The organism is Piscinibacterium candidicorallinum (assembly GCF_047549485.1).
GTDB lineage: Bacteria > Pseudomonadota > Gammaproteobacteria > Burkholderiales > Burkholderiaceae_C > Piscinibacterium > Piscinibacterium candidicorallinum.
The window spans coordinates 2,077,928-2,102,508 of sequence record NZ_CP180191.1 but is presented as its reverse complement, the minus strand read 5'-3'; the positions used below and the strand labels follow the sequence as shown (position 1 = coordinate 2,102,508).

General features: G+C 66.5%; 25 protein-coding genes and 1 pseudogene. 20 read left to right on the top strand and 6 right to left on the bottom strand.

The features are described 5' to 3' along the window. Nucleotides 1–161: 161 nt before the first annotated feature. The 4 genes from ACMDW7_RS09485 to ACMDW7_RS09470 all read left to right on the top strand — a co-directional run bounded on the left by ACMDW7_RS09485 (nucleotide 162) and on the right by ACMDW7_RS09470 (nucleotide 4,183). Complete coding sequence (locus ACMDW7_RS09485; protein ID WP_377302529.1) at nucleotides 162–770, top strand: DUF4126 domain-containing protein; 609 nt, start codon at nucleotides 162–164, stop codon at nucleotides 768–770. Nucleotides 771–838: 68 nt separating this feature from the next. Next, nucleotides 839–3,334: an ABC transporter permease gene (locus tag ACMDW7_RS09480; protein ID WP_377301182.1), complete on the top strand. Its 2,496-nt coding sequence runs from the start codon at nucleotides 839–841 to the stop codon at nucleotides 3,332–3,334. Nucleotides 3,335–3,372: 38 nt separating this feature from the next. Continuing rightward, nucleotides 3,373–3,744, top strand: a complete 372-nt coding sequence (locus ACMDW7_RS09475; protein ID WP_377302531.1) for a group II truncated hemoglobin — start codon at nucleotides 3,373–3,375, stop codon at nucleotides 3,742–3,744. Then, nucleotides 3,737–4,183, top strand: a complete 447-nt coding sequence (locus ACMDW7_RS09470; protein WP_377301184.1) for a hypothetical protein — start codon at nucleotides 3,737–3,739, stop codon at nucleotides 4,181–4,183. Before ACMDW7_RS09475 ends, ACMDW7_RS09470 begins: the two co-directional genes overlap by 8 nt. Here ACMDW7_RS09470 and ACMDW7_RS09465 read toward each other — a convergent pair. Both ACMDW7_RS09465 and ACMDW7_RS09460 read right to left on the bottom strand, forming a co-directional pair. After that, entirely contained in the window at nucleotides 4,180–4,782 is a 603-nt protein-coding gene (locus ACMDW7_RS09465; protein WP_377301186.1) for a YdeI/OmpD-associated family protein, read from the bottom strand. The two genes, ACMDW7_RS09470 and ACMDW7_RS09465, sit on opposite strands and share 4 nt — an antisense overlap. A gap of 14 nt (nucleotides 4,783–4,796) precedes the next feature. Then, nucleotides 4,797–4,982, bottom strand: coding sequence for a hypothetical protein (locus ACMDW7_RS09460; RefSeq protein ID WP_377301188.1), 186 nt, complete (start codon nucleotides 4,980–4,982; stop codon nucleotides 4,797–4,799). Nucleotides 4,983–5,104: 122 nt separating this feature from the next. On the opposite strand from ACMDW7_RS09460, the gene rmuC reads away from it, so the two are divergent. Together rmuC and ACMDW7_RS09450 are read left to right on the top strand one after the other, a co-directional pair. Next, a complete protein-coding gene (gene rmuC, locus ACMDW7_RS09455; protein ID WP_377301190.1) occupies nucleotides 5,105–6,394 on the top strand; it encodes a DNA recombination protein RmuC in 1,290 nt (429 codons plus the stop codon). Beyond that, nucleotides 6,391–6,723: a hypothetical protein gene (locus tag ACMDW7_RS09450; RefSeq protein WP_377301192.1), complete on the top strand. Its 333-nt coding sequence runs from the start codon at nucleotides 6,391–6,393 to the stop codon at nucleotides 6,721–6,723. Before rmuC ends, ACMDW7_RS09450 begins: the two co-directional genes overlap by 4 nt. A gap of 33 nt (nucleotides 6,724–6,756) precedes the next feature. Here the strand turns inward: ACMDW7_RS09450 and ACMDW7_RS09445 are convergent, their stop codons facing one another. Beyond that, nucleotides 6,757–6,936 (bottom strand): hypothetical protein, encoded by a 180-nt coding sequence (locus ACMDW7_RS09445; RefSeq protein ID WP_377301194.1) that lies wholly within the window; start codon nucleotides 6,934–6,936, stop codon nucleotides 6,757–6,759. A 324-nt stretch (nucleotides 6,937–7,260) separates the two neighbouring features. Between ACMDW7_RS09445 and ACMDW7_RS09440 the strand changes: the two genes are divergently transcribed. Beyond that, complete coding sequence (locus ACMDW7_RS09440) at nucleotides 7,261–8,073, top strand: MipA/OmpV family protein (protein WP_377301196.1); 813 nt, start codon at nucleotides 7,261–7,263, stop codon at nucleotides 8,071–8,073. A 142-nt stretch (nucleotides 8,074–8,215) separates the two neighbouring features. Here ACMDW7_RS09440 and ACMDW7_RS09435 read toward each other — a convergent pair whose 3' ends face one another. After that, on the bottom strand, nucleotides 8,216–9,418 hold the full coding sequence (locus ACMDW7_RS09435) for a pyridoxal phosphate-dependent aminotransferase (protein WP_377301198.1): 1,203 nt from the start codon (nucleotides 9,416–9,418) through the stop codon (nucleotides 8,216–8,218). 226 nt (nucleotides 9,419–9,644) lie between these two features. On the opposite strand from ACMDW7_RS09435, the gene hutH reads away from it, so the two are divergent. The 5 genes from hutH to hutG are packed head-to-tail and all read left to right on the top strand — an operon-like array spanning nucleotide 9,645 to nucleotide 15,916. Continuing rightward, nucleotides 9,645–11,213: a histidine ammonia-lyase gene (gene hutH, locus ACMDW7_RS09430; RefSeq protein WP_377301200.1), complete on the top strand. Its 1,569-nt coding sequence runs from the start codon at nucleotides 9,645–9,647 to the stop codon at nucleotides 11,211–11,213. Next, entirely contained in the window at nucleotides 11,210–11,929 is a 720-nt protein-coding gene (hutC, locus tag ACMDW7_RS09425; RefSeq protein ID WP_377301202.1) for a histidine utilization repressor, read from the top strand. The genes hutH and hutC overlap by 4 nt, the downstream gene beginning before the upstream one ends. Nucleotides 11,930–11,952: 23 nt before the next feature. Beyond that, entirely contained in the window at nucleotides 11,953–13,650 is a 1,698-nt protein-coding gene (hutU, locus tag ACMDW7_RS09420) for a urocanate hydratase (protein WP_377301204.1), read from the top strand. Between the two features lie 15 nt (nucleotides 13,651–13,665). Next, nucleotides 13,666–14,907 (top strand): imidazolonepropionase, encoded by a 1,242-nt coding sequence (gene hutI / locus ACMDW7_RS09415; protein ID WP_377301206.1) that lies wholly within the window; start codon nucleotides 13,666–13,668, stop codon nucleotides 14,905–14,907. Further along, complete coding sequence (gene hutG, locus ACMDW7_RS09410) at nucleotides 14,900–15,916, top strand: formimidoylglutamase (RefSeq protein WP_377301208.1); 1,017 nt, start codon at nucleotides 14,900–14,902, stop codon at nucleotides 15,914–15,916. The genes hutI and hutG overlap by 8 nt, the downstream gene beginning before the upstream one ends. A gap of 71 nt (nucleotides 15,917–15,987) precedes the next feature. On the opposite strand, the gene ACMDW7_RS09405 is transcribed toward hutG, so the two are convergent. After that, nucleotides 15,988–16,350: a VOC family protein gene (locus ACMDW7_RS09405; protein WP_377301210.1), complete on the bottom strand. Its 363-nt coding sequence runs from the start codon at nucleotides 16,348–16,350 to the stop codon at nucleotides 15,988–15,990. Nucleotides 16,351–16,625: 275 nt separating this feature from the next. Between ACMDW7_RS09405 and yaaA the strand changes: the two genes are divergently transcribed. Then, on the top strand, nucleotides 16,626–17,417 hold the full coding sequence (gene yaaA / locus ACMDW7_RS09400) for a peroxide stress protein YaaA (protein ID WP_377301212.1): 792 nt from the start codon (nucleotides 16,626–16,628) through the stop codon (nucleotides 17,415–17,417). Between the two features lie 108 nt (nucleotides 17,418–17,525). On the opposite strand, the gene ACMDW7_RS09395 is transcribed toward yaaA, so the two are convergent. Continuing rightward, a complete protein-coding gene (locus ACMDW7_RS09395) occupies nucleotides 17,526–17,693 on the bottom strand; it encodes a hypothetical protein (RefSeq protein WP_377301214.1) in 168 nt (55 codons plus the stop codon). On the opposite strand from ACMDW7_RS09395, the gene ACMDW7_RS09390 reads away from it, so the two are divergent. From ACMDW7_RS09390 to ispG, 7 genes and pseudogenes are all read left to right on the top strand, one after another. After that, nucleotides 17,692–18,834, top strand: coding sequence for a M14-type cytosolic carboxypeptidase (locus ACMDW7_RS09390; RefSeq protein ID WP_377301216.1), 1,143 nt, complete (start codon nucleotides 17,692–17,694; stop codon nucleotides 18,832–18,834). The genes ACMDW7_RS09395 and ACMDW7_RS09390 overlap by 2 nt on opposite strands. Before the next feature lie 27 nt (nucleotides 18,835–18,861). After that, the gene (locus tag ACMDW7_RS09385; protein ID WP_377301218.1) at nucleotides 18,862–19,191 is read left to right on the top strand and encodes a helix-turn-helix domain-containing protein; all 330 of its coding nucleotides are present in this window, start codon (nucleotides 18,862–18,864) and stop codon (nucleotides 19,189–19,191) included. A 232-nt stretch (nucleotides 19,192–19,423) separates the two neighbouring features. Beyond that, nucleotides 19,424–19,849: a nucleoside-diphosphate kinase gene (gene ndk / locus ACMDW7_RS09380; RefSeq protein WP_377301220.1), complete on the top strand. Its 426-nt coding sequence runs from the start codon at nucleotides 19,424–19,426 to the stop codon at nucleotides 19,847–19,849. 76 nt (nucleotides 19,850–19,925) lie between these two features. After that, nucleotides 19,926–21,005, top strand: a pseudogene (gene rlmN, locus ACMDW7_RS09375) (23S rRNA (adenine(2503)-C(2))-methyltransferase RlmN); the annotation flags it as partial. A gap of 143 nt (nucleotides 21,006–21,148) precedes the next feature. Beyond that, the gene (pilW, locus tag ACMDW7_RS09370) at nucleotides 21,149–22,054 is read left to right on the top strand and encodes a type IV pilus biogenesis/stability protein PilW (RefSeq protein WP_377301222.1); all 906 of its coding nucleotides are present in this window, start codon (nucleotides 21,149–21,151) and stop codon (nucleotides 22,052–22,054) included. Then, a complete protein-coding gene (locus ACMDW7_RS09365; RefSeq protein ID WP_377301224.1) occupies nucleotides 22,047–23,213 on the top strand; it encodes a helix-turn-helix domain-containing protein in 1,167 nt (388 codons plus the stop codon). The genes pilW and ACMDW7_RS09365 overlap by 8 nt, the downstream gene beginning before the upstream one ends. A gap of 94 nt (nucleotides 23,214–23,307) precedes the next feature. Further along, complete coding sequence (gene ispG / locus ACMDW7_RS09360; RefSeq protein WP_377302533.1) at nucleotides 23,308–24,573, top strand: flavodoxin-dependent (E)-4-hydroxy-3-methylbut-2-enyl-diphosphate synthase; 1,266 nt, start codon at nucleotides 23,308–23,310, stop codon at nucleotides 24,571–24,573. Nucleotides 24,574–24,581 lie beyond the last annotated feature (8 nt).

The window sequence follows — 24,581 nt, the reverse complement described above, 5'->3', positions numbered from 1 at the left end:
TCCCGGTAGCTGCCCGAAAGTGCAGGCGGCCACATGCAGCGCCTCTGCGGCCCGTATCTGAATGTGCAACCGTGTCCGCCGCACGGCGTCGCGCGCTTGCCACGACCGGGTGCCAACCCAGCACGGGCGCCGCGGCCTAAGCTTGGCGCATGAACCTCGGAATCACGGAAGCGGTTGCGCTGGCGGCGGGGCTGGGCTGGGCCAGCGGATTTCGGCTGTACGCGGCCTTGCTCATTGCGGGGCTGCTGCAGTTTGCCGGCTGGGTGCAGTTGCCGCCGGCCCTGCAGCTTCTGGCTCACCCGGCCGTGCTGGGCGCAAGCGGCGTGATGGCGGTGGTGGAGTTCATGGCCGACAAGACGCCGGGCGTGGACAGCCTCTGGGACGCGATCCACACCTTCATCCGCGTACCGGCCGGCGCCATCCTGGCCTACGCGGCGATTGCGGATCTGGACCCCGCCTGGGCGCTGGCCGCGGCAATCGTGGGCGGCACCCTGGCGGCCGGCACGCACGCCGCCAAGGCGGGCACGCGCGCGGCCATCAACACCAGCCCCGAGCCCTTCTCCAACTGGGGCGCCTCGCTGGCTGAAGACGTGACCGTGGTGGGCGGCGCCTGGCTGGTGTGGCAATACCCGCTGGTGTTTCTGGGCCTTCTGCTGCTGTTTGTGCTGTTCTGCATCTGGTGGGTGCCCAGGGTGTTTCGCTTTGTGCGGGCGATTCTGCGCCGTGTGGGCGGCTGGTTGGGGTTTTCTCCGCCTGCGCAGCGGCCTTAAATGACGCGCTGGGGTGGGGCGCGGCCCTAGACTTGCGGCCAGACCAAAACCACTCCTCCTGATTCACCATGACTCCGATTCGACGAGGCCTGCAGGCCTTCGCCCAAGACTGGCGGCTGGCTGAAGTCCGCCTGCTCATCATTGCCCTGGCGCTGGCCGTGGCGGCTGTGTCCTCCGTGGGCTTCCTGGTGGACCGCTTCGAGGCGGCGCTCAAGCGCGACGCCGCGCAGCTGCTTGGTGGCGATCTGGTCCTCTCCGCAGACCGCCGCTTGCCCGCTGAGCTGATTCCGCAGGCGCAGGCGTTTGGCCTGAATGTGGCCGAGACCGTGAGCTTTCCGAGCATGGCCGCCGCCGGCGAAAACTCCGTACTCGTGGCTGCCAAAAGCGTGACCGACGCCTACCCCCTGCGCGGCGCACTGACCGTACAGGATGCTGAAGGCAAGCAATCCGAGGTACGCAGCGGCCCCAGGCCTGGCGAACTCTGGGTGGAGGAGGGCCTGTTGAATAGCCTGAACCTCAAGCTGGGCGACCGACTGCAGCTGGGCAATCTGGACCTGCCGATCACGCGCATGATCCTGGTCGAGCCGGACCGCGGTGCCCAGTTTGCGGCCTTTGCTCCGCGCGTCATGTTCAACAAGGCCGAGCTTGAAAAGAGCGAGCTGATCCAGCCCGGCAGCCGTGTGCAATGGCGCATGCTGTTTGCCGCGGGCAATGCAGCCCAGCCGCGCGCCGTTACCCAGTGGCAAAGCCTGTTGGAAGGGCGTCTGGATCGCGGCCAGCGCGTGGAGAGCCTGCAGCAGGGTCGCCCGGAGATGCAGCAGACCCTGGACCGCGCTCAGCGCTTCCTCTCGCTGGTCGCGCTCGTGGCGGCGCTGATTGCCAGCGTGGCCGTATTTCTTGCGGCGCGTGAGTACGTGAACCGCCAGCAGAACGGCATCGCCATCCGCCGCGCGCTCGGCCTGGACGGGCGCGAGATCATGAGCACACTGGCCATTGAATTTGCGGTGGTGGCCATCCTGTCCTGCGCGCTGGGTGCCGCCATCGGCTGGGGCGTGCACTGGGTCTTGGCCTGGCTGCTCGCCGGGCTGGTGGGGGTGGAGTTGCCACCCCCCACGCTGCGCCCGGTGCTGGTGGGCATGGCCATTGGCGCGGTGCTCACCGCCGGCGTGGTGCTGCCGCGCGTGATGCAGCTGCGCAACGTGCCCACGCTCGCCGTCATTCGCAAGGACGTGGTGCCGCTGGCCCGCGGCACGCTGCTGGCCTATGTGCTGGCAGCGGCCGGTGTGTTCACGCTGCTGGTGTTGTCCGTTCGGGATACCAAGCTGGCGGTGGGCGTGGCCGGCGGCTTTGCGGTGGGCTGCCTGGTGTTTGCACTCATCGTGCGCGGCACCACGCTCATGCTGTCGCGCTTTCGCTCCACCGCGCCGGGCTTTGCGCTGCGCAGCGCCCTGGCCGCCTGCGCCCGCCGCCCGCAGGGTGTGGTGGTGCAGACGCTGGCGCTGTCGGTCGGCCTGATGGCGATCGCGCTGCTGGTTCTTATCCGTGGCGACCTCATCTCTGCCTGGCAGCGCGCCGTGCCCACGGATGCGCCCAACCGCTTCGTGATTAACGTGCAGCCCGATCAGGTCGAGCCCTTCAAGAAGTTCGTCACGGACCTCGGTCTGCCTGCGCCGGATCTGCAGCCGATGATTCGCGCGCGCCTCATCGAGCGCAACGGCCAGCCGATCGGCCCGGACAACTTTGACGATGACCGCGCCAAGCGCCTGGTGGACCGGGAGTTCAACGCCAGCTATTCGGCCACGCTGCCAGCGCACAACACCCTGGCTGCCGGGGTCTGGCAGAAGCCGGATAGCATGGAAACCAGCATGGAAACCGGCATCATGGACACGCTCAAGCTCAAGCTCGGCGACGATCTGACGTTTGATGTAGCCGGTGAACGCGTGACCGTGAAGATCACCAGCACCCGCAACGTGCAGTGGGACAGTTTCAAGGTGAATTTCTTCTCCCTGAGCACGCCAGGCGCCTTTGGCAACCAGCCCAAGAGCTATATCGCCTCCTTCAACGTGCCGGATGCCAAGGCGCGTGAGTTCCAGGCCGCGGTCAAGCTCTTCCCCAACATCACACTGGTGGACACGCGCAATGTGATCGCGCAGGTGCAGGGCGTGCTCAATCAGGTGATTCGCGCGGTGGAGTTCCTGTTCCTGTTTGCCCTTGCGGCCGGGGTGGTGGTGCTGTTTGTGGCCACCACCGCCACGCGCGATGAACGCAAGCGCGAGGCTGCGGTGATGCGCGCCCTGGGCGGTGACAGCGGCCAGATCCGCGCCACCCACGGCTGGGAGTTCGCCATCATCGGCGCGATTGCCGGGCTGCTGGCAGCCACGGGGGCCAGCGTGCTGGCCTTCCTGATCGGTCGCTATGGCTTCAACTTCGCCTACATCCCGTCGCCGATGGTGGCGGCGAGCACCATCGTGGCGGGTGTGATCGTCACGCTGGCTGGCGGCTGGTGGGCGGTGCGCCGCGCCATCAACGCGCCGCCCGTGGTCACGTTGCGGGAGGCGCTGTGAGCGAAGGTTCGCAGCCGGGGCAGGGTGCGGCCACCCAAATGACGGCGTTTGAGCTGCTCGGCGGCGAGGCCACGGTTCGCGCGCTGGTGGATCGGTTCTACGACCTGATGGACCTGGAGCCGCAATTCGCCGGCATCCGCGCCTTGCACCCCAACACCCTGGACAGTTCGCGCGACAAGCTCTTCTGGTTCCTGTGCGGCTGGCTGGGCGGCCCGAACCACTACATCGACCGCTTTGGCCACCCCCGTCTGCGCGCGCGGCACTTGCCATTTCCCATCGGCGAAAGCGAACGTAATCAGTGGCTGGCCTGCATGGGGCTGGCGATGCAGGACGAATCCCTGCCCGAGCCGCTGCAGGAGCGCTTGATGCAGGCGTTTTTTGGCACCGCCGACTGGATGCGAAATGTCTGATCGTGGGCTTCGGCTGTGGGCTTGGGAGAATGTCCTGCGCGACGACATGATTGCTGCGCAGCACGCGCTTTCGTCTCCGGATGAGATCAAGCACCTGCTGGGTGCCGTTTCCTCGCGCAACGCACTTGTCGCGAGCGCCAACCGCTGGGCGCTTGGCCACGTGGAACCGGCCTTGCGGCTCGCACTCACTATCGAACTCATGGCGCTGGGGATCGAGTCTGGTGACAGCGATCTGCTTGAGTTTGTCGAAGGGCGCGTGGCGGCCTACCCGGAACTCGACGACGCGATACGCGCGCTACCAGATCTGCCACAAGGCGCACCGATCTGGTCTTTCGCCCGCGCACTACGGGCTCGGGCAGATGAGGGCGGCGCCAGCGACCCCGTGGCGCTCGCTCGCCTCAGCAGTGCGCTTGAACGGCGCTTTGGCTTGTCCGGTTAGCCGCGCGCCGCCTGCCGCCACTGATTCGCCCGGACGTTCTCCTGCGCCAACCGCGCCGTTTCTTCCACGCGCTTGTTGCGGGTGGCCTCGGTCTTGGCCTGGCTGATCCATTCGAGGATCGCGCGGCGGGTGCTGGGCGGGAAGGCTTCGAAGCAGCCCTTGGCCTTCGGATATGCCTTGAAGGCCTTCAGCAGATCCGCTGGCAGCTCCAGCGCGGTGGCGGAATCCAGCCGGGTCCATGAACCGTCTGCCTTGGCCGCTTCGATCTTGGCCAGGCCGCTCTCGTGCATCTGGCCGGCAGCCAGCAACTTTTCGATGCGTCGCTTGTTCACGCCGCTCCAGCCGCTGCCAGCCTTGCGCGGCGCGATCCAGAGCTTGGATCGCTCGGTATCCAGGGTGTTGGGCTTGCTGTCCACCCAGCCAAAGGCGAGCAGTTCTTCCACGACTTCGTCGTAGTCGATGCGCGGCTTGCCCGTGGCCTTCTTGTAGGACACGAGCCACAGGCCGCCGGCGCGCATATGGTGCTTGAGCAGCCAGGCGCGCAGGGCCTTGCGCGTGGTGGGGTGGATTTCTTCGGCGGCGGGTTGGGCGAGCGGCATGGCGCCCGAGCTTGCTAGCGCCCGCGGTCGTTGTCCAACACCTCGACCGGTGCCATGGCGGGAAACTCCAGCTCGCGCTTGGGCATGTAGCCGCGCTTGCGTTCCGGTGCCACGGGTTTCATGTACTTCCAGCCCCGGAGGCTGGCGGAGACGAACATCAGCAGGCCGAACAGCGCCACGGCAAACATCAGCCACTTCATGGTCAAACCCTTTCACGTTGGAGTGATGCCAAGGTGTGCCGGGCCAGATGCACTCGCGAAACGAGCCGATGCAGGAGAGCGGGGCGCAGGAGGCTTTGTAGTTCACACGGCAAAATGGCGCCATGACTGAATCGATGTTTTGGGTGGCGCTGGCCACCGCGATCGTGGCTGTGGTGGTGATGGTGATCATGCTGCTGCGCGTAAGCACCCGGCTGGAGGTGCTGAGCCGCCTGTCTGAAGACGCGCAGCGCGACCTGTCAGCGCAGCTCGCGCAGGCCGTAAGCAGCCAAGGCCAGGGCCTGCAGACGCACCTGACCACGCAGCTGGGCGTGTTCCAGCAGGGCGTGGTGCAAACGGTGCAGGGGGCGGCCAGCCAGCAGGGGCAGGGCGTAGCCACCCTCACGGCCAGCCTGCAGGAGCAGCTCAAGCAGCTTGCTGAAGGCAATGAAAAGCGCCTGGCCGAGGTACGTGCCACGTTGGATGCGCGCCTGCGCGAACTCAGCGCCGAAAACGAGAAGAAGCTCGAGCAGATGCGCGCCACGGTGGACGAGAAGCTGCAGGCCACACTGGAGCAGCGCCTGTCCGAAAGCTTCAAGCTCGTGAGCGACCGGCTGGAGGCCGTGCACCGCGGACTGGGCGAGATGCAGCAGCTGGCCGTGGGCGTGGGCGACCTCAAGCGCGTGCTGACCAATGTGAAGACCCGCGGCACCTGGGGCGAGATGCAGCTGGCCATGTTGCTGGAGCAGATGCTTACGCCGGATCAGTTCACGGCCCAGCAGGAAACCGTGGCCGGCACCGGCGAGAAGGTGGATTTCGCCATCAAGTTCCCCGGCCGCGAAGATCATCCGGTCTGGCTGCCGATCGACGCCAAATTTCCCAAGGAGCAGTACGAACGTCTTGTGGACGCCGCCGAACGAGCTGACTCAGACGGCGTGAAGGCCGCGGGCACGGAGCTGGAGCGCGCCGTGCGCGAGGAGGCCAAGCGCATCGCCAAGTACCTCAGCCCACCCGCCACCACCGAATTTGCCGTGATGTATCTGCCCACCGAGGGCCTGTATGCCGAAGTGGTGCGCCGGCCGGGTCTGGCCGACGATCTGCAGCGCAACCTGCGCGTGACCATTGCCGGCCCCACGACCCTGGCCGCGCTGCTGTCCAGCCTGCAGATGGGATTCCGCACCCTGGCGCTGGAAAAGCGCGCCAGCGAGGTGTGGGAGGTGCTGGGCGCAGTGAAGGGCGAGTTCGCCAAGTTCGGCGACGTGCTTGCCAAGACCAAGAAGAAGCTTCAGGAAGCGCAAAGCACCATCGAGGACGCCGAAACTCGCACCCGTCAGATGGCGCGCAAGCTCAAGGGCGTGGAAGCGCTGCCCGGCGAGGCGGCGCAGAAGATGCTGGGGCTGGAGGATGCGGAGTGACCGCAGCCTCGGCGCGTGAGCCGCGGGCCGGCTGGGCCTGGGTTCTGGGCTTTGTGGCAGCGGGCGCGACCACTGTGTTCACAGTGGTCTTTGGCCTGATGCTGATCGTTGACCGGATGGACACCACGTCCAGCTTTGAAGGTGCACGCGGCATGGGGCAGGCGCTCATTGCACTGGCGCTGGCGCTGCTGCTTGGCTTGGGTCTGCTGATTGCCGGCGGCGTACTGTTCTGGCGCAACACCCGCCGGTTCAAGCAGTTGGTGAGTGTGCTTCTGGTGTGCGCTGCGCCGGCAGGCCTGAGCTGGCTATTTGGCGTGAGCTGGTTCTAGCGCTGCACGCAGTGCGGTGCGCGTACTGCAGTTTCAGACGGCCGGGGGCGGAGGCGGCGTATCTGCCGCATCGGTGTCAGGCGCCTCCGCGGAGACAGCGTCCTCCTGGCCATGCTCCTTGCGGGCTGACTTCTCGGCCAGCTTGTCTGCCTTCTTCTGTTTCTTGGCCAGTTCACGTTGGCGTTTCTCGAAGGAGTAGTTCGGTTTGGGCACGGGTGCGCTTTCGGTTGCCACGGCCAGCAGGCGCCGTGGTACGTGAAGACAGGCTTGCACGGTACCGCACGCCGGCGGATGTGGGCATGTGCAAGGGCTTTCCGCTTGTCCCATGCGGTTCTTCAGGCGTTTTGGTCTGAAGACGCGCTTCCAGAGCCGATCTGCCTGAGGAGCTGACGCAAGTCATGCAATGCAAGAGTGTCAACACCCGGCCGCTTGACGCGTGGCGAGATGCCGCACAATGGCGGGCGGCCGCGCCATGAGCCACAGAGCCCAGCCCGTCGCCAGCACGTTCACCAACAACACTCCTCCAGGAAGCAAGACATGACACCTCTGCCCCAGCGCACGCGACTGCGTGTGTCCGCTCCCCTTGCACTCAGTCTGTCGATCGGCCTGCTGCCGGCCCTGCAGGCCCAGACCGTCGCGGTGCCCGACGCCCCCGACACCGGCTACACCCTCAGCCTGGGTGCCATCGGCGTGTATACGCCCAGCTACGAAGGCGCGCGCTCATCCCGTGCGCGAGTGTTCCCGTCGGTGGTGGCGGCCACCAGCGGCGGCGGCTTCATCAGCGGGCGTCTGGATGCCGGCTGGAATTTCTCCAAGGATGAGTCCCTGGACTACGGCCTGATCGTCGCGCCCGCGCTGCCGCAGGAAGAAAAGGACGATCCGGCCCTGCGCGGCATGGGTGATATCGGCTGGCGGGCCACCGCTGGCGCCTTCGTGACCTACCGGCCGGCGAAGATCCTGAGCGTTCGCACTGCCGTGCGCTACGGCATGGGCCGCGAACGCGATGGCGCCACCGTGGCCGCATCTGCCGGCGTGGGCTACCCCATCGGGCCGGGCCGGTTCGTGTCTGCATCGGTGGGTGCGCTGTGGGCCAACCAGAGCTACAAGCAGAGCTACTTCGGTGTCACGCCGGAGCAGGCTGCGCGTACCGGCTACCGGGTCTATGCACCCAGCGCCGGTCTGGTGGATACGCGCCTGACGCTGTCGAGCTTCGGTGGCATTGACCGGCATTGGGGCTACTTCATCAACCTCACCGCATCACGCCTGCAGGGCGATGCGAAGAGCGGGCCGCTGGTGCAGGAGCGCACGCAGACCAGCGCGCTGGTGGGGCTGAACTACCGGTTCCGCTGAACGCTTCGACCTGCAGCGACGCATCGCCGAGAAGGCTTTCCGCTTGTCTGGCGCGGTTCTTCAGCCACTTTGGCCTGAAGAACCGCATCAGAAGCCGATCCAGCCTGCAATCTGCGGGTTGGATCACTGAGCTGAAGCGCCGCTAGAGCGCCTGCAGGCGGGTCAGCGCCGCGTCCAGGGTCTCGTCCTTCTTGGCAAAGCAGAAGCGCACCATCTTGTTCTCCACCGGCTGGGCGTAGAAGGGCGACAGCGGAATGGCGGCCACGCCTACCTCGGTGGTGAGCCATTTGCAGAAGGCTTCCTCGCCCAGCGGCGTATCCAGGTCTTCGTAACTGGCCAACAGGAAGTAGGTGCCTTCGCTGGGCCGCAGCCTGAAGCGCGTGCTGGCCAAGCCCGCGGCAAATCGGTCGCGCTTGGCCTGATAGAACGCCGGCAGGTTCAGGTAGGGCGCGGGGTCGGCCATGTAGGCGGCCAGGGCGGCCTGCATGGGTGTGTTGACCGTGAACACGTTGAACTGGTGCACCTTGCGGAACTCGGCCATCAGCGCCGCAGGCGCCAGCACGTAGCCCACCTTCCAGCCCGTGACGTGATAGGTCTTGCCGAAGCTCGAGACAATCACCGCGCGCTCGCGCAGCTCGGGGTAGCGGGCCAGCGAGTTGTGCGGCAGGCCATCGAACACCATGTGCTCGTACACCTCGTCGCTCAGCAGCCAGATGCCGGTGTCGGTGAGGATGCGCTTGAGTTCGGCAATGTCAGCCGCCTTGAGCGTGGTGGCCGTCGGGTTGTGCGGGAAGTTGAGCATCAAGAGGCGCGTGCGCGGCGTGATCGCCGCGCGCACCCGGTCCCAGGGCACCGAGTAGTCCGTCGGATTGAGCGGCACGAACACCGGCACGCCACCAGCCAGTTCTATGTTGGGCACGTAGCTGTCATAGGCCGGCTCGATGACGATGACTTCGTCTCCCGGATGAACCAGTGCAAGGATCGTCGTCAGGATCGCCTGCGTTGCTCCGGCCGTGATCGTGATTTCGGTCGCCGGGTCATAGCTCGCGCCATAGAGCGCCTGCACTTTGGCGGCAATCGCCTCGCGCAGCACCGGCAGCCCGGCCATGGGCGGATATTGGTTCGCCAGGGCGCCGCCGTGCATGGCGCGCGTGACGGCGTCGAGCAGCGCCGGGTCGCAGTCAAAGTCCGGAAAGCCCTGACCCAGATTGATGGCTCCGTGCTGCGCCGCCAGCTGCGACATGACCGTGAAGATGGTCGTGCCGACCTTGGGCAGGCGAGAGGGCAGGCCGACGGGCAGCGTGGGGGCGGGCGGGGAGGAGGGTGATGCGAGTGAAGCGGACATGGCGGCTGGGGTGGTTTGACCGGATTTGCTGAGCGTCGCGTGGTGCAGGTGCATCGTATCGCCGGGCAGGTCCCGCGCCTGTGCGGGGCAGGCATGTGCTCATGCGTACCTGGCGGGCCGGGCGGGAAGTGCTTGTCGCAAGGCCCCGGATTGATTTAAGGTTCGGTCCAGCTTGTATATACAACTTGGGCCTGCCCATCTGGCCCGCCTGTGCATCGCGCCGCCCATGTCAGCCAAAAACACCGCCCCCAACGCCGCTGCAAACACGCTTGAACTTGTCCCTGGCGCACTGACGCTTGCCCAGATGCGCCGTATTGCGCAGGAACCGGCCCTGCGGCTGAGCCTGGGCGCTGACTGCCGCAGCGCGCTGCGCAAGGGGGCCGCCGCAGTGCAGCGCATCGCCGACCGGGGTGAGCCGGCCTACGGCATCAACACGGGCTTTGGCCGGCTGGCCAGCACGCACATCCCGCAAGACCAGCTCGAACTGCTGCAGAAGAATCTGGTGCTGTCGCATGCCGTGGGCGTGGGCGAACCGATGGCGGCCGGCGTGGTGCGTCTTGTGCTCGCGCTGAAGATCGTCTCGCTGGCGCACGGCTTCTCGGGTATCCGCGAATCGGTCGTGGATGCGCTGCTCTCGCTCTACAACCACGGCGTTCTGCCGGTGATTCCGGTCAAGGGCAGTGTGGGTGCGTCCGGCGATCTGGCGCCGCTGGCACACATGAGCGCCGTGCTGCTGGGCGTGGGCGAGGTGTTCATCGACGGTCGGCGGGCACCGGCCGCCGAGGGGCTGGCCCACGCCGGACTGGCACCGATGGCTCTGGCTGCGAAGGAAGGTCTGGCGCTGCTCAATGGCACGCAGGCCTCCACGGCGCTGGCGCTGGTGAATCTGTTCCGCATCGAAACCCTGCTCAAGACGGCGGTGGTGTCCGGCGCACTGAGCGTGGATGCGGCCATGGGCTCGGTCACGCCCTTCGATGATCGCATTCACGCCTTGCGCGGCCACCGCGGCCAGCGCGAGGTGGCGGCTTCCTACCGCAGCCTGCTGGCGGGCAGCGGCATCCTCCAGGCCCATCAAGACTGCGGCAAGGTGCAGGACCCGTACAGCCTGCGTTGCCAGCCGCAGGTCATGGGTGCCTGCATCGACCAGCTGCGTCATGCGGCCGAGGTGTTGCGCATCGAGGCCAATGGCGTCTCGGACAACCCGCTGGTCTTCCCGGACACCGACGAAGTGCTCTCCGGCGGCAACTTCCACGCCGAGCCCGTGGCGTTTGCGGCAGACAACCTTGCGCTGGTGGTGGCCGAGATCGGCGCACTGGCAGAGCGCCGCATTGCGCTGCTGATCGACGCCACGCTCTCCGGCCTGCCGCCCTTCCTGGTCCGGGACGGGGGGGTGAACAGCGGCTTCATGATTGCCCATGTCACCGCTGCGGCACTGGCCAGCGAGAACAAGACGCTCGCGCACCCGGCCAGCGTGGACAGCCTGCCCACCAGCGCCAATCAGGAAGACCACGTCTCCATGGCCACCTTTGCGGCGCGCAAGCTGTCAGACATGGCGGAGAACACGGCGGCCATCGTCGCCATCGAGCTGCTGGCCGCCGCCCAGGGCGTGGACCTGCGCGCGCCGCATGCAACCAGCCCGGCGCTCTCGCCGGTGATGCAGCTCATCCGGCAGCGCGTGGCCCACTACGACATCGACCATTACTTTGCGCCGGACATCGCCACCATCCAGCAGGCCGTGGAGGCCGGACTGCTGGCGGCTCACTGCCCGCTGCAGCTGCCCTCGGACATCGCATGACGGCGCGACCGGCGGACGAGGCCGACCCGCCGGCCTACGAGCGCGTCAAGCGCTACATCCTGCAGAACGTGGAACAGGGTGTCTGGCGCGAAGGTGACGCGGTGGAGTCCGAGAACGCGCTGGCCGCGCGCTTCGGCCTGTCGCGCATGACCGTCAACCGGGCGCTTCGGGAGCTGGCGGCCGAGCATGTCATTCACCGCGTGCAGGGCGCCGGCAGCTTTGTGGCGGCCACCAAGCACCAGAGCACGCTGGTGGCCATCAAGAGCATCGCGCAGGAGGTGGCGGATCGTGGCCATCGGTATGCGGCGCGTGTGCTGCAGGTACGCAGCCTGAACGCGCCGGTCGCGCTGGCGGCCGAGCTCGAACTGCCGGCCAAGGCCCGGGTGTACAGCTGCCGCATGGTCCACCTTGAGAATGGTCTCCCGGTGCAGCTTGAAGAGCGCTGGGTGAACCCCGCCTGCGCGCCGGAGTTCATCGAGCAGGACTTCGCCCAGACCACGCCGACTGACTACCTGATGCGCGTCGCGCCCCTGCAGCGCGTGGAGTGGCGCATCGAGGCGCTGGCTGCGCCGCCGCAGGTAGCGGCCGACCTGCAGATGGGCCCGCATGAGCCCACGCTGCGCCTGCACCGCCGAACCTGGTCGCAGGGCCAGGTGGCCACCGTGGCGCTGCTCTGGCATCCGGGCAGCCGCTTCCAGTTTGCCGGCAGCTTCTGAAACCAATCTCAAAGGACAAGCCCATGAACGACCGCCTGCCCCAGGACCCTGCCAACCCGCGTCTTGACGCGAGCCGTGTCATCCGCGCTCCGCGTGGCAACACGCTGACCTGCAAGAACTGGCTGATCGAAGCCGCCTACCGCATGATCCAGAACAATCTGGACCCCGAGGTGGCCGAGCACCCGCAGGCCCTGGTGGTCTACGGCGGCATCGGCCGTGCGGCGCGCAACTGGGCCTGTTTCGACGCCATCCTCGATAGCCTGCGCAAGCTCGACGAGGACGAAACCCTGCTGATCCAGAGCGGCAAGCCGGTCGGCGTGTTCAAGACCCACCGCGACGCGCCGCGCGTGCTGCTGGCCAACAGCAACCTCGTGCCCAAATGGGCCACTTGGGAGCACTTTCACGAGCTGGATCGCAAGGGCCTGATGATGTACGGCCAGATGACGGCCGGCAGCTGGATCTACATCGGCACGCAGGGCATCGTGCAGGGCACGTACGAGACCTTCTTCGCCGTGGCCAACCAGCACTTCGGCGGACAGCCCGCTGGGCGGTGGATTCTGACCGGTGGCTTGGGCGGCATGGGCGGCGCGCAACCGCTGGCAGCCACCATGGCCGGCTTTTGCATGCTGGCCGTGGAATGCGACGAGACGCGCATCGATTTCCGCTTAAAGACCCGCTACCTGGACGAGAAGGCCGCCACCCTGGACGACGCACTCGCCCGCATCGACGCCGCGCGTGCCGCCGGCCGGGCCGTGAGCGTGGGCCTGGTGGGCAATGCGGCGGATGTCTTCAGCGAACTGGTGGCCCGCGGCATCACGCCCGATGTGGTGACCGACCAGACCAGCGCCCACGATCCCGTGAATGGCTATCTGCCCCAGGGCTGGACGCTTGCGCAGTGGAAGCTGCAGCGGGAGCAGGACCCGCAAGGCGTAGCACGTGCCGCCAAGGCCAGCATGGCGGTGCAGGTGCGTGCCATGCTGGCCCTGCAGCACCGCGGGGCGGCCACGCTCGACTACGGCAACAACATCCGCCAGATGGCCAAGGACGAGGGTATCGAGAACGCCTTCGACTTCCCCGGCTTCGTGCCGGCCTACATCCGCCCGCTGTTCTGCCAGGGCTACGGCCCGTTCCGTTGGGTGGCGTTGTCCGGTGACCCGCAGGACATCCACAAGACCGACGCCAAGGTCAAGGAACTCATTCCCAATGACGCGCACCTGCACCACTGGCTGGACATGGCGCGCGAGCGCATCGCCTTCCAGGGTCTGCCGGCGCGCATCTGCTGGGTGGGCGTGCAGGACCGCTACCGCATCGCGCTGGCCTTCAACGCCATGGTGCGCTCGGGCGAGCTGTCCGCGCCGATCGTGATCGGCCGCGACCATCTGGACACCGGCAGCGTGGCCAGCCCCAACCGCGAAACCGAGGCCATGCAGGACGGCAGCGATGCCGTCAGCGACTGGCCGCTGCTCAACGCCATGCTCAACGTGGCGGGCGGTGCCACTTGGGTGAGCCTGCACCACGGCGGCGGCGTGGGCATGGGCTACAGCCAGCATTCGGGCGTGGTGATCGTCTGCGACGGAAGTGCCGAGGCCGACGAGCGTCTGCGCCGTGTGCTGTTCAATGACCCCGCCACGGGCGTCATGCGCCATGCCGATGCGGGCTACGCGCTGGCCCAGCAGACCGCTCGCGAGGCGGGGCTGAATCTGCCCATGCTCGGGCGCTGAACCGCGGCCCGCGTCATGCATTTGGACGGACTCCTGCGCGGTGTGCACCTGTTCGCGGCGCTGCCACCGGACCATGCGCCCGTGTGGGCGGCCTGGCCGCGTGCGGGTGGGGCCCCGGTGCGCTGTGCGATCGGCTGGCGGGCGGGGCGGATTACCTGGCTGGGGCCGGAACGCGATCTGCCCGCCGGTCTATCGGCTGAACGCGAGTGGACGCACGCAGGCCATTGGCTCACGCCGGGGTTGATCGACTGTCATACGCACCTGGTCTATGCCGGCAACCGCGCCGCTGAATGGAGCCAGCGGCTCGAGGGGGCCAGCTACGAGGAGATTGCGCGCTCAGGCGGCGGCATCCTCTCCACGGTGCGGGCGACGCGCGCGGCGTCGGTGGATGAACTTGTGGCGCAAAGCGCGCCGCGCCTTGCGGCACTGTGTGCAGACGGCGTCACGACGGTCGAGATCAAGAGCGGCTACGGGCTTTCGCTCCCGGCCGAGGCGGCGCAACTGCGTGCGGCCCGGCGTCTGGGCGAGCAACAGCGGGTGACAGTGCGCACCACCTTCCTCGGCGCCCATGCCCTGCCGCCGGAATATGCAGGCCGCAGCGACGCGTACATCGACCATCTGATTGCCGACCTGATGCCGGCGCTGCAGGCCGAGGGGCTGGTGGATGCAGTGGATGCCTTCTGCGAGACCATCGGCTTTTCTGCGGCGCAGGTGGCGCGCCTGTTCAGCGCCGCGCGCGCTGCCGGTCTGCCAGTGAAGCTCCATGCTGAGCAGCTGTCCAATCAGCAGGGTGCGGCTTTGGTGGCGCGGCACGGCGGCTTGTCTGCAGACCATCTGGAGTGGCTTGACGAGGCCGGCATCGCCGCCATGCAGGGCGCCGGCACGGTGGCCGTGATGCTGCCCGCCGCCTTCTATGTGCTGCGCGAAACGCGCCTGCCACCGATTACCGCGCTGCGTGCCGCTGGCGTACCCATGGCGGTGGCGACCGACTGCAACCCGGGCACGGCGCCCATGGCGAGCCTGCGCCTGGCGATGAACATGGCCTGCACGCTGTTCCGCCTGACGCCGCACGAGGCCCTGCTGGGTGTGACCCGCCACGCCGCGGCCGCGCTGGGGCTGGTCGATCGCGGTCAGCTCGCGCTGGGCCTGTGTGCCGATCTGGCGCTCTGGTCAATCAATCATCCGGCCGAACTCGCCTACCAGATGGGCCAGCCACAGCTGCACGCACGATTCTTCGAGGGCCAGCCCGATGCCTGATGCTCAGGACACCGTTCGCCATCTGCCCATGGACCCCGCCCGCTGGGCCGGCCGGGATGACCGGGCCGAGAGTCCGCGCGCCCTGCGCTGGCACCAGCAGGTGCAGCCGGCTGCGCAATGGACGCCAGCGCAGCGCGGCGTGGTGCTGCAAGGCTTTGCCTGCGACGCCGGGGTACGGCGTAACCAGGGCCGCCCCGGTGCCGCGCAGGGGCCGGACGCGGCACGTCGCGCGTTGGCCCACCTTGCCTGGCATTCGGCATGCCCGGTGTTTGATGCCGGCGATGTGGTCTGCGAGGGCGACGCGCTGGAGCCTGCACAGGCGGCACTCGCCGCCGAGGTTGCCCGCTGGCTGGATGCCGGGCAGGGCGTGCTGGTGCTGGGCGGCGGGCATGAGGTGGCCTGGGGGACGGGGCAGGGGATTGCCTCACACCGTGCAGGGCAGGCGGCGGGCGGATCAAGCCGATGCTGGGGCATCATCAACCTGGACGCGCACTTTGACCTGCGCAGCGCGCCGCGGGGCAGCTCCGGCACCCCATTTGCGCAAATTGCTGCCGACTGGACCGCGCGGGGCTGGCCCTTCAACTACGGCGTGTACGGCATCAGCCGCCATGCGAACACGCGGGCGCTGTTTGATACCGCAGCGCAGCTAGGCGTGCACTGGGTGGAAGACCACGCACTTGCGCCATGGCACCTGCCGGCGCGGCTCGCCCAGCTGGCTGCGCACTGCGCTGAGTTGGATGCCATCTATCTGACCGTTTGCCTGGACGTGCTGCCGGGCAGCGTGGCCCCGGGCGTGTCCGCCCCGGCCGCAGCCGGCGTGAGTCTGGAGGCGGTGGAGGCGCTGATCGAGACGGTGGCCTCAAGCGGCAAGCTGCGCGTGGCGGAGATTGCTGAACTCAGCCCGCCCCATGACGAAGGCAGCCGCACGGCCAAGGTGGCCGCCCGGTTGGCGGCGCTGCTGACCGGTGGGCTGGCGAGAGGGTTGGCGAAAGGGTTGTCGGCCGCCTGAACGGTTTCGCCGGGAGCCCTGGCAGGGCGCTTTAACGGGCCGGAAGCGACCGCGCCCCAATGTGAAGGCGCTCAGCCGCGCTCCTGCCCGATCCACAGCCGGTTGCCGTCCGGATCGTCGATCCGGAATTCGGTCATCCCGTAGAAGGTCGTTTCCAGGTCCGGGATATCCAGACCGCGTTCGCGCACATGCTGGTGGTAGGCGACGACGTCTTCCGGGTACAGGTAGAGCACGCCCATCCGCAGGGCGTGCGGCAAGGCGGGGTGGACGTTGATGGATTCATCCAGCATCAGCCGATACTCGCCAAAGCGCATCATGGCCCAGCGCCAGGCGTCTTGCCGATCCTCCACCTCGAAGCCGAGCTTTTCGTAGAAGGCTACGCTGGCTGGCATGCTTTTCACGGGGAGCATGGGGATCAGGCCGGTGAGTTTCATGGAGCGTCCAGAGAGAAATGGGGCGCCTGCGGGCAGGCCGCGTGCTGGACGAGTGTATGGGCCTGCGCTGCAAGACCTCAGGCGGCATGCGGGTTCCCGTGTGGGTTGAAGGGCTTCGCCCGGCGCGGGGCTTGGCTATGCTGCGCGTTGACTTGTGTGCCGCACACCGTGCAATGCCGCCTCCCATGATGCCGCCATCCGGCTGAGTTCAGGCGAGTGATTCGCCGGCCAGCCCGCACCCGCGCCCGCCTCTTTCCAGCCTCAGCCCAGCCGCCATGCTCATCCTCCTGTCCCCCGCCAAGACGCTCGACTACGAGACCCCGCCCCAGACCGATCTGAAGACCGCGCCGATCTTCCATGACCGCGCTGCCCAGCTGATCGAGGTGCTCAAGACCAAGACGCCGGCCGACATTGCCGCGCTGATGGAGCTGTCGGATGCACTGTCCCAGCTGAACGTGGCGCGCTACCAGGGCTGGGTGCCCAACCCGCAGCCGGCGATGTACCCGGCGGGCATCAAGCAGGCCGCGCTGGCCTTTGACGGTGATGTGTATGACGGCCTGCAGGCGCGCAAGATGACTGAGGCGGATCTGCTGTGGATGCACAAGCACCTGCGCATCCTGTCCGGTCTGTACGGCATCCTGCGCCCGCTGGATCTGATGCAGCCGCACCGGCTGGAGATGGGCACCAAGCTCAAGACCGCCACGGCCAAGGATCTCTACAACTATTGGCGCAGCACCATCACGCCGACCCTGGCCGAGATGGCCAAGGACGCGGGCAGCCCTGCCGCCATCGTGAATCTGGCCAGCGAGGAGTACTTCGGTGCCGTGGATGCCAAGGCCCTGGGCGCGCAATTGCCGCTGATCACCTGCGTGTTCGAGGAAGCCCGCGGCCGCGGCGAGTTCAAGGTCATCAGCTTCAACGCCAAGAAGGCGCGTGGCCAGATGGCGCGCTTTGCCGTGCTCAACCGCATCACCGACCCGCAGCAGCTCAAGACCTTTGCCGAAGACGGCTATGCCTTTGCGCCCACGGCCAGCATGAGCACACGCTGGGTGTTCCGGCGGACTTGAGGAGGCGGGCTCGGGGCTGTTTGAGTGGAGGCGGGCGCGGTGGGGCACCCGGCGCACCGCGAGCAGCACGCGCTCAGGGGCGTTGGGCATTCAACTGCCGCCGAACATTCAAAGTGCGGTTTTTGGATCTTTGCCGGTCAATTTTGGCCGAAAAAGACTGAAAATTGGTATGTCTTGAGCTGCAAAAGCCCTGATAACGCGCACCAGGCAAGCGATAAGCCGCATTTTTGATTTTGCACGATTTCTGGCCGATTTTGATACTCCGGTACGCACCATGATCCAGATCTCCAGCCAGTTTGATTCCGGCGCCATCACCGTGCTGGACGCCAGCCGCGCCGAGCACATTCGCCTGGCCATCCGGCCGGACAGCACGACCGCTGGCCCGAGCGAGTTCCTGCAGTGGTTCCACTTCCGAGCCAGCGGCCTGAGTGGCGAACTTCGGGGGCAGGCCTGCCGCTTCGTACTGGAAAACGCCGGCCAGACCACCTACCCGGACGGCTGGCCGGGCTATGCCGCGCGCGGCAGTTATGACAGCCAAAACTGGTTCACCCTACCTACGCGCTATGAGGGCGGCCAGCTCATCATCGAATGCGCGCCGGAGCACGACAGCCTCTGGATCGCCTATTTCGAGCCCTACAGCCACGCCCGGCATCAGGCGCTGGTGGGTCGCATGCAGATGCAGCCTGGCGTGCGCCACGAGCGTCTGGGCGCCACTGTGGACGGGCGGGACCTCGATCTGCTCGTGATGGGGGATGGGAAGCATCCTGTCTGGATCATCGCCCGCCAGCACCCCGGCGAAAGCATGGCCGAGTGGTTCATGGAAGGCTTGCTGGAGGCGCTGACCGACCCCGCGAACGACACCGCACGGCAGATCCGCCAGCAGGCCACCCTGTATCTGGTGCCCAACATGAACCCGGACGGCAGCGTGCGCGGCAACCTGCGCGTGAACGCCGCCGGCGCGAATCTGAACCGCGAGTGGATGGAGCCCAGCCTCACGCGCAGCCCCGAAGTGCTGCACGTGCGCCGCCGCATGCAGCAAACCGGCGTCGCCCTGTTCATCGACGCCCATGGCGACGAAGCCATCCCCTACAACTTCATCTCCGGCTGCGAAATGCTGCCTGGTCGCACCGAGGCCCAACTGCGCCAGCAGGCCGAATTCCTGGCTGACTTCTGCGCCGCCAGCCCGGACTTCCAGACCACCTACGGTTACGAAGCCAGCCGCTACAGCACCGACGCCCTGAAACTCGCCAGCAAATGGGTCGGCCACACCTTCGGCTGCGTCAGCCTCACCCTGGAAATGCCCTTCAAGGACAACGCCAACGCTCCGCAGACAGCCGTGGGCTGGAACGGGGCGCGCAGCAAGGCCTTGGGAGCGGCGGTTCTGGGGCCGGTGTTGAGGGCGTTGGAGCGGGCTTAGTCTTTTGTTTTGTTGCGAGGGTTCGTCATGGAAGGTCGGCATCGGCTCGCGGAAGTTGTGGCGGAGAATGTCCGCCGGCTGATGAATGCGAGCACCCAACTGAACTCCAACCAGAAGCTCGCATCGGCCGCTGGCCTAGGGCATGGAACGATCGACCGCTTGCGGCGCGGTGAGGGGAACCTGACGATCGAGAGCCTTGCCGCGATTGCGGACGCTCTCGGAACCGAACCATGGCAGCTGCTGGTGGCCAACTGGAAGCCGTCCAGTCCTCCTGTCCTCTTGGAAGGTGGTGATCGTGAGCTGGCGTTGTTCAAGCGATTTACACAGCTTTGCGAAGACATCCACAAGCGTGAATGAGCTTGTTAGATCATGAGTTTTGCGGCGGCAGCCCATGTGTAGCGTCCACCGAAGCCCAGACCACGGTGCAGCCTTGCCCGCGCAGCTACGTGTGGCGCAGTGCTGACTGGCCCTGCCGCAGCGCAACAAGCTACAATTGCGGGTTTTCTGAGCTTCAGAATCCTCCCAAGAATCAAGCACTTAAGCCGCCAAGACCCTGCTCGGCGCGGCGCAAAACCCGGAGAACCTTCACATGGCCATCGAACGCACCCTGTCCATCATCAAGCCCGACGCAGTTGCCAAGAACGTGATCGGCAAGATCTACACCCGCTTTGAAGACGCTGGCCTGAAGGTCATCGCCGCCAAGATGGTGCACCTTTCGCGTGGCGAGGCTGAAGCGTTCTACGCCGTGCACAAGGCCCGCCCCTTCTTCAAGGATCTCGTGGACTTCATGGTCTCCGGCCCGGTGATGATCCAGGTGCTGGAAGGCGAGGGCGCCATCTCCAAGAATCGTGACCTGATGGGCGCCACGGACCCGAAGAAGGCCGCCCCCGGCACCATCCGCGCCGATTTTGCCGACAGCATCGACGCCAACGCCGTGCACGGCTCGGACGCCCCGGAAACGGCCGCCAATGAAGTGGCCTTCTTCTTCCCGGGCATGAACGTCTATTCGCGCTGATCCGCGCGAAGGCGGAGCGGCCCCGGGAGTGATCCCGATAGCCGCTCCGACCACTGAGCAGTACAAGTCTGACGCAATGAATCCCAAGCAAAACCTGCTGGATCTGGACGCCGCCGCGATGGCGGCGTTTTGCGCTGACATGGGCGAAAAGCCCTTCCGCGCGCGCCAGCTTTTGCGCTGGATTCATGTGAACGGCGAGAAATCCTTCGAGGCCATGAGCGATCTGGCCAAGACCTTCCGCGCCAAGCTGGTCGAGTCCGCGCAGATCATCGAGCCCGTAGCCATCAAGGACAGCACCGCAAGCGACGGCACCCGCAAGTGGCTGATCGACGTGGGGCAGGGAAACGCGGTGGAAACCGTGTACATCCCCGAGGATGACCGCGGCACCCTGTGCGTGTCCTCCCAGGCCGGCTGCGCCGTGAACTGCAAGTTCTGCAGCACCGGCGCGCAGGGTTTCTCGCGCAACCTGTCGCAGGGCGAGATCATCGGCCAGCTCTGGATGGCGGAATTCCTGCTCCGGCAGAACCCGACGAATCTGTCCCGCGGCGACCGTGTGATCACGAACGTGGTCATGATGGGCATGGGCGAGCCGCTCTTGAACTACGAGCCGGTGGTGGGTGCCATGCGCCTGATGCTCGATGACAACGCCTATGGCCTGTCGCGCCGGCGCGTGACGCTCTCCACCAGCGGCGTGGTGCCGATGATCGAGCGCCTGGGTCGCGATCTGCCTGTGGCCCTGGCCGTGAGCCTGCACGCGACCAATGACACCCTGCGCGACGAGCTCGTGCCGCTGAACCGCAAGTACCCCATCAAGCAGCTGCTGGCCGCGTGCAACGACTACCTGCAGTTCGCCCCGCGTGACTTCATCACTTTCGAGTACTGCATGCTCGACGGCGTGAATGACCTCGATACGCATGCGCATGAGCTTGTCAAGATCGCCCGCATCGTGCCCTGCAAGATCAACCTGATTCCCTTCAACCCCTTCCCAGGTTCGGGTCTGGCGCGCAGCAAGCGCGAGCGCATCCAGACCTTTGCAAAGATCGTTCAGGACGCCGGCATCATTACCACCGTTCGCAAGACCCGCGGCGATGACATCGACGCCGCCTGCGGCCAGCTGGCCGGCGAGGTGCAGGACCGCACCCGCGTGCAGGAACGTCGAGCGCAGGCGCTCGTCAATGCCAAGCAGGGGGCTACGGCCGAGCGCAGCGACCCTCGCTTTGGCACAATCGTGTCTGGCGCTTAATTCGCAACCCAGCGCAACACCAGCGACCCCCAAAAAGCGGGCACCGGAGGCGATTGATGTTCACAGTCAGCACAACGCGCACAGTTCCAGCCGACGGGCGGTTCATGCGTTTCCGCATGCTGGCCCTTGCTGCGCTGGCGGCCGTGCTTGCGCTGTCTGCATGTGTGTCGGCTGATGGCACGCGACCGGTCAGACCTCCTGAAGATGCACCTGCTTCGCAGATGGGGGTGAGCAGCAGCGAGTTCCTGCGCGCCCAGGAAGCCGCGGCGGCTGCCGCCAACACAGATCAGCGCCGCCGCGCCAAGATCCGCCTTGAACTGGCCGTGAACTATTTCAAGGAGCGCCAGATCAAGACAGCGCTCGAGGAATTGCGCGCGGCAGAGGCGGCCGACCCGAGCTTCGCTGACGTTCACAGCATGCGCGCCATCGTGCTCAGCTCGATCGGCGAAACCAAGGACGCTGAAACCAGCTTCCTGCGGGCCCTGCGCCTGTCACCAACCGACTCGGACATCAACAACAGTTTCGGCTGGTTCCTCTGCCAACAGGGCCGCGAGCGAGAGTCCATCCGTTTCTTTGATGCAGCCGCTCGCAACCCGCTGTACCAGACCCCGGCCATGCCCATCCGCAACGCTGGCATCTGCCTCATGCGCGTGCAGGACTGGAAGGCTGCAGAAACCTACTTGATGCGCTCCTTCGAGATGGAGCCGGGCAATGTCGTAGGTGTCTACAACCTGGCTCTGATGTACCTGCGGGCCAAGGACCTAGAGCGCGCCTGGTTCTACGCAGAGCGCCTGAACAAGATGCTTCCGGATCAGTCGCCGGAGGCGCTCTGGTTGGCCATCCGCGTGGCCCATGCCCGGAAGGATGAAGCCGAGAAGCAGGCCTTGGCCACGCGTCTGCGGCGCGGGTTCATCAGCTCGCCTGAATGGGCTGCCTTCCAGCGCGGAGCCTTCGATGAGTGAACCGCAGCGCCAGCTTGCATTGGGTGAATCTGCCGAGCAGCCGCGCCCAGACGCTGGCCAGCCGTCGGAAGCGCTGCCGACGCAAGCGCCTGAGCAGCCGCTTACCGCTGCCGCTGAGCCTGCTGGCCGCGGCGAGCCAGCGGCATTGGAGACCAACGAGGCCGAATTGGCCGTGGCCGACGTCGCGCCAGCGCACGACGAGCCCGAGGCGGTGGCCGTTGTGGTACCCAAGGTGAGCCTGAAGCAGGGCCGCGAAGCGCGCGGCTGGACCCTGGAAGAGGCCGCGCGGCGCCTGCGCCTTTCCGTGGCGCAGGTGGACGCCATCGAGCGCCGAGACTGGGCAAATCTGCCTGCCCAGGCCTATTGCCAGGGCTTCATCAAGAACTATGCGCGCTTGGTGGATCTGGATCCCTCGGATGACCTGACTGCGCTGAGCGAGCACTACCGCCAGCTTCGACCCAGCGACCTGTTGCGCGACGACCCACTGACGCTGGCCCGTTACGACGAAGCGGGTGCCCTGCGCAACAAGACCTCCGCCAATCCCGTGCTGATCGGGGGCGCAGTGCTGCTCGCCTTACTCGCCGTGGTCGTGGGTGTCTTCGGCGAGCGGCTGATCAGCATGGCCGGCTTGTCGGCCTGGATGTCCAAGTCCGAGACTATCGTGCTGCCTCCCAAGGCTGCCGTAGAGACCGTCGTGAGCCCGACGCCGTCGCCTGCTCCCGCGGCCACCGTTGCACCGGTCGGCGCCAGCGTTATCCCTGCCCCGACCATGGCCGATGCACAAACGGCTGCGGCTGCGCCTGCGGAGCCCACCCCAGCCGCGTCCGTTGCTGGCCCCGCGGTACCCGCCGCGCCCGCGCCAGCACCCACCGCGCTGCCTGCCGCGGGCCTCGCGCCTGCCGCAGCCATGGCTGCACCGGGTGAGCGGCGAGTTCGTCTGGTCTACCGCGCAGACGCCTGGGTGGAGATCCGCGATGCGTCCGGTTCCATTCTCGTCTCCCAGCTCAATCGGGCCGGCAGCGAGCAGGTACTTTCCGGCAAGCCGCCCCTGCGTCTGGTGATCGGCTCGGCCGATGGCGTGAGTCTGGAGGCCGACGGCAAGGCCGTGGATCTGACGCCCTACAAGCAGGCCAACGTGGCCCGCATGACCCTGAATTGAGAGATGCGGGCGGATCGGCCCGCGCAGTGAGCCCAGAATGACCGAACCTTGCAAGGACCCGTCGGCAGTCAATACGCCCGCATCCGCAGCGCCGATGCCGGTGGGGTCGCACCCGCGTAAGCGCACGCGTCTGGTGGCAGTCAAGTGGGCCTCGCGCACCGTGTTCGTGGGTGGGGGGGCGCCGGTGGTGGTGCAGTCCATGACCAACACGGATACCGAAGACCACATTGGTACGGCCATCCAGGTCAAGGAACTGGCCCAGGCCGGCAGCGAAAAGGTACGCATCACGGTCAATACGCCTGCAGCGGCTGCGGCTGTGCCCAAGATCCGCGAGCAGTTGGACCGCATGGGGATCGATGTGCCCCTGATCGGCGACTTTCACTACAACGGCCATAAGCTGCTCACGCAGCACCCGGCCTGCGCCGAGGCGCTGTCCAAGTACCGCATCAACCCCGGGAATGTGGGCAGCGCGAGCAAGCGTGACGACAACTTTGCGCAGATGATCGAAGTGGCCTGCAAGTACAGCAAGCCGGTGCGCATCGGCGTGAACTGGGGCAGCCTGGACCAATCTGTACTTGCTCGGATGATGGATGCCAACCACGCCCGCGCCGAGCCCTGGGATGCCCAGGCGGTCATGCGTGAGGCATTGGTGGTGTCGGCGCTGGAGTCTGCACAACTGGCGGAAAGCATCGGGCAGAACCCCGAAGGCATCATCCTGTCGTGCAAGGTGAGCAACGTGCAAGATGTCGTCGCGGTATATCGCGAGCTTTCACGTCGTTGCGACTATCCGCTGCATGTCGGCCTGACTGAAGCTGGCATGGGCAGCAAGGGCATCGTCGCCTCCACTGCGGCGCTGTCCCTGCTGCTGCAGGAAGGCATCGGCGACACGATCCGGGTGTCGCTGACCCCAGAGCCGGGTGCTTCGCGCACGCAGGAAGTGATCGTCGCACAGGAGATTCTGCAGTCGCTCGGCTTGCGGGCCTTTTCGCCGATGGTGATTGCCTGCCCGGGCTGCGGCCGGACCACCAGCACCTTCTTCCAGGAGCTGGCCCAGAAGATTCAGGGTTATCTGCGCGATCAGATGGCCGTCTGGCGCAACCAATACCCCGGTGTGGAATCCATGCAGGTAGCGGTCATGGGTTGTGTGGTGAACGGCCCCGGAGAGAGCAAGCATGCCAACATCGGTATCAGCCTGCCGGGCTCAGGAGAGGCGCCGGTTGCACCCGTTTACGTCGATGGCGAGCGGGTCGTGACGCTAAAGGGCGAGCGCATTGCCGAGGAGTTTCAGGCAATCGTCGATAATTACGTGCAATCCAAGTACGGCAACGCCGTCCAGGCCGAAACCGCGCCGGCCGCCTGATCTCACCT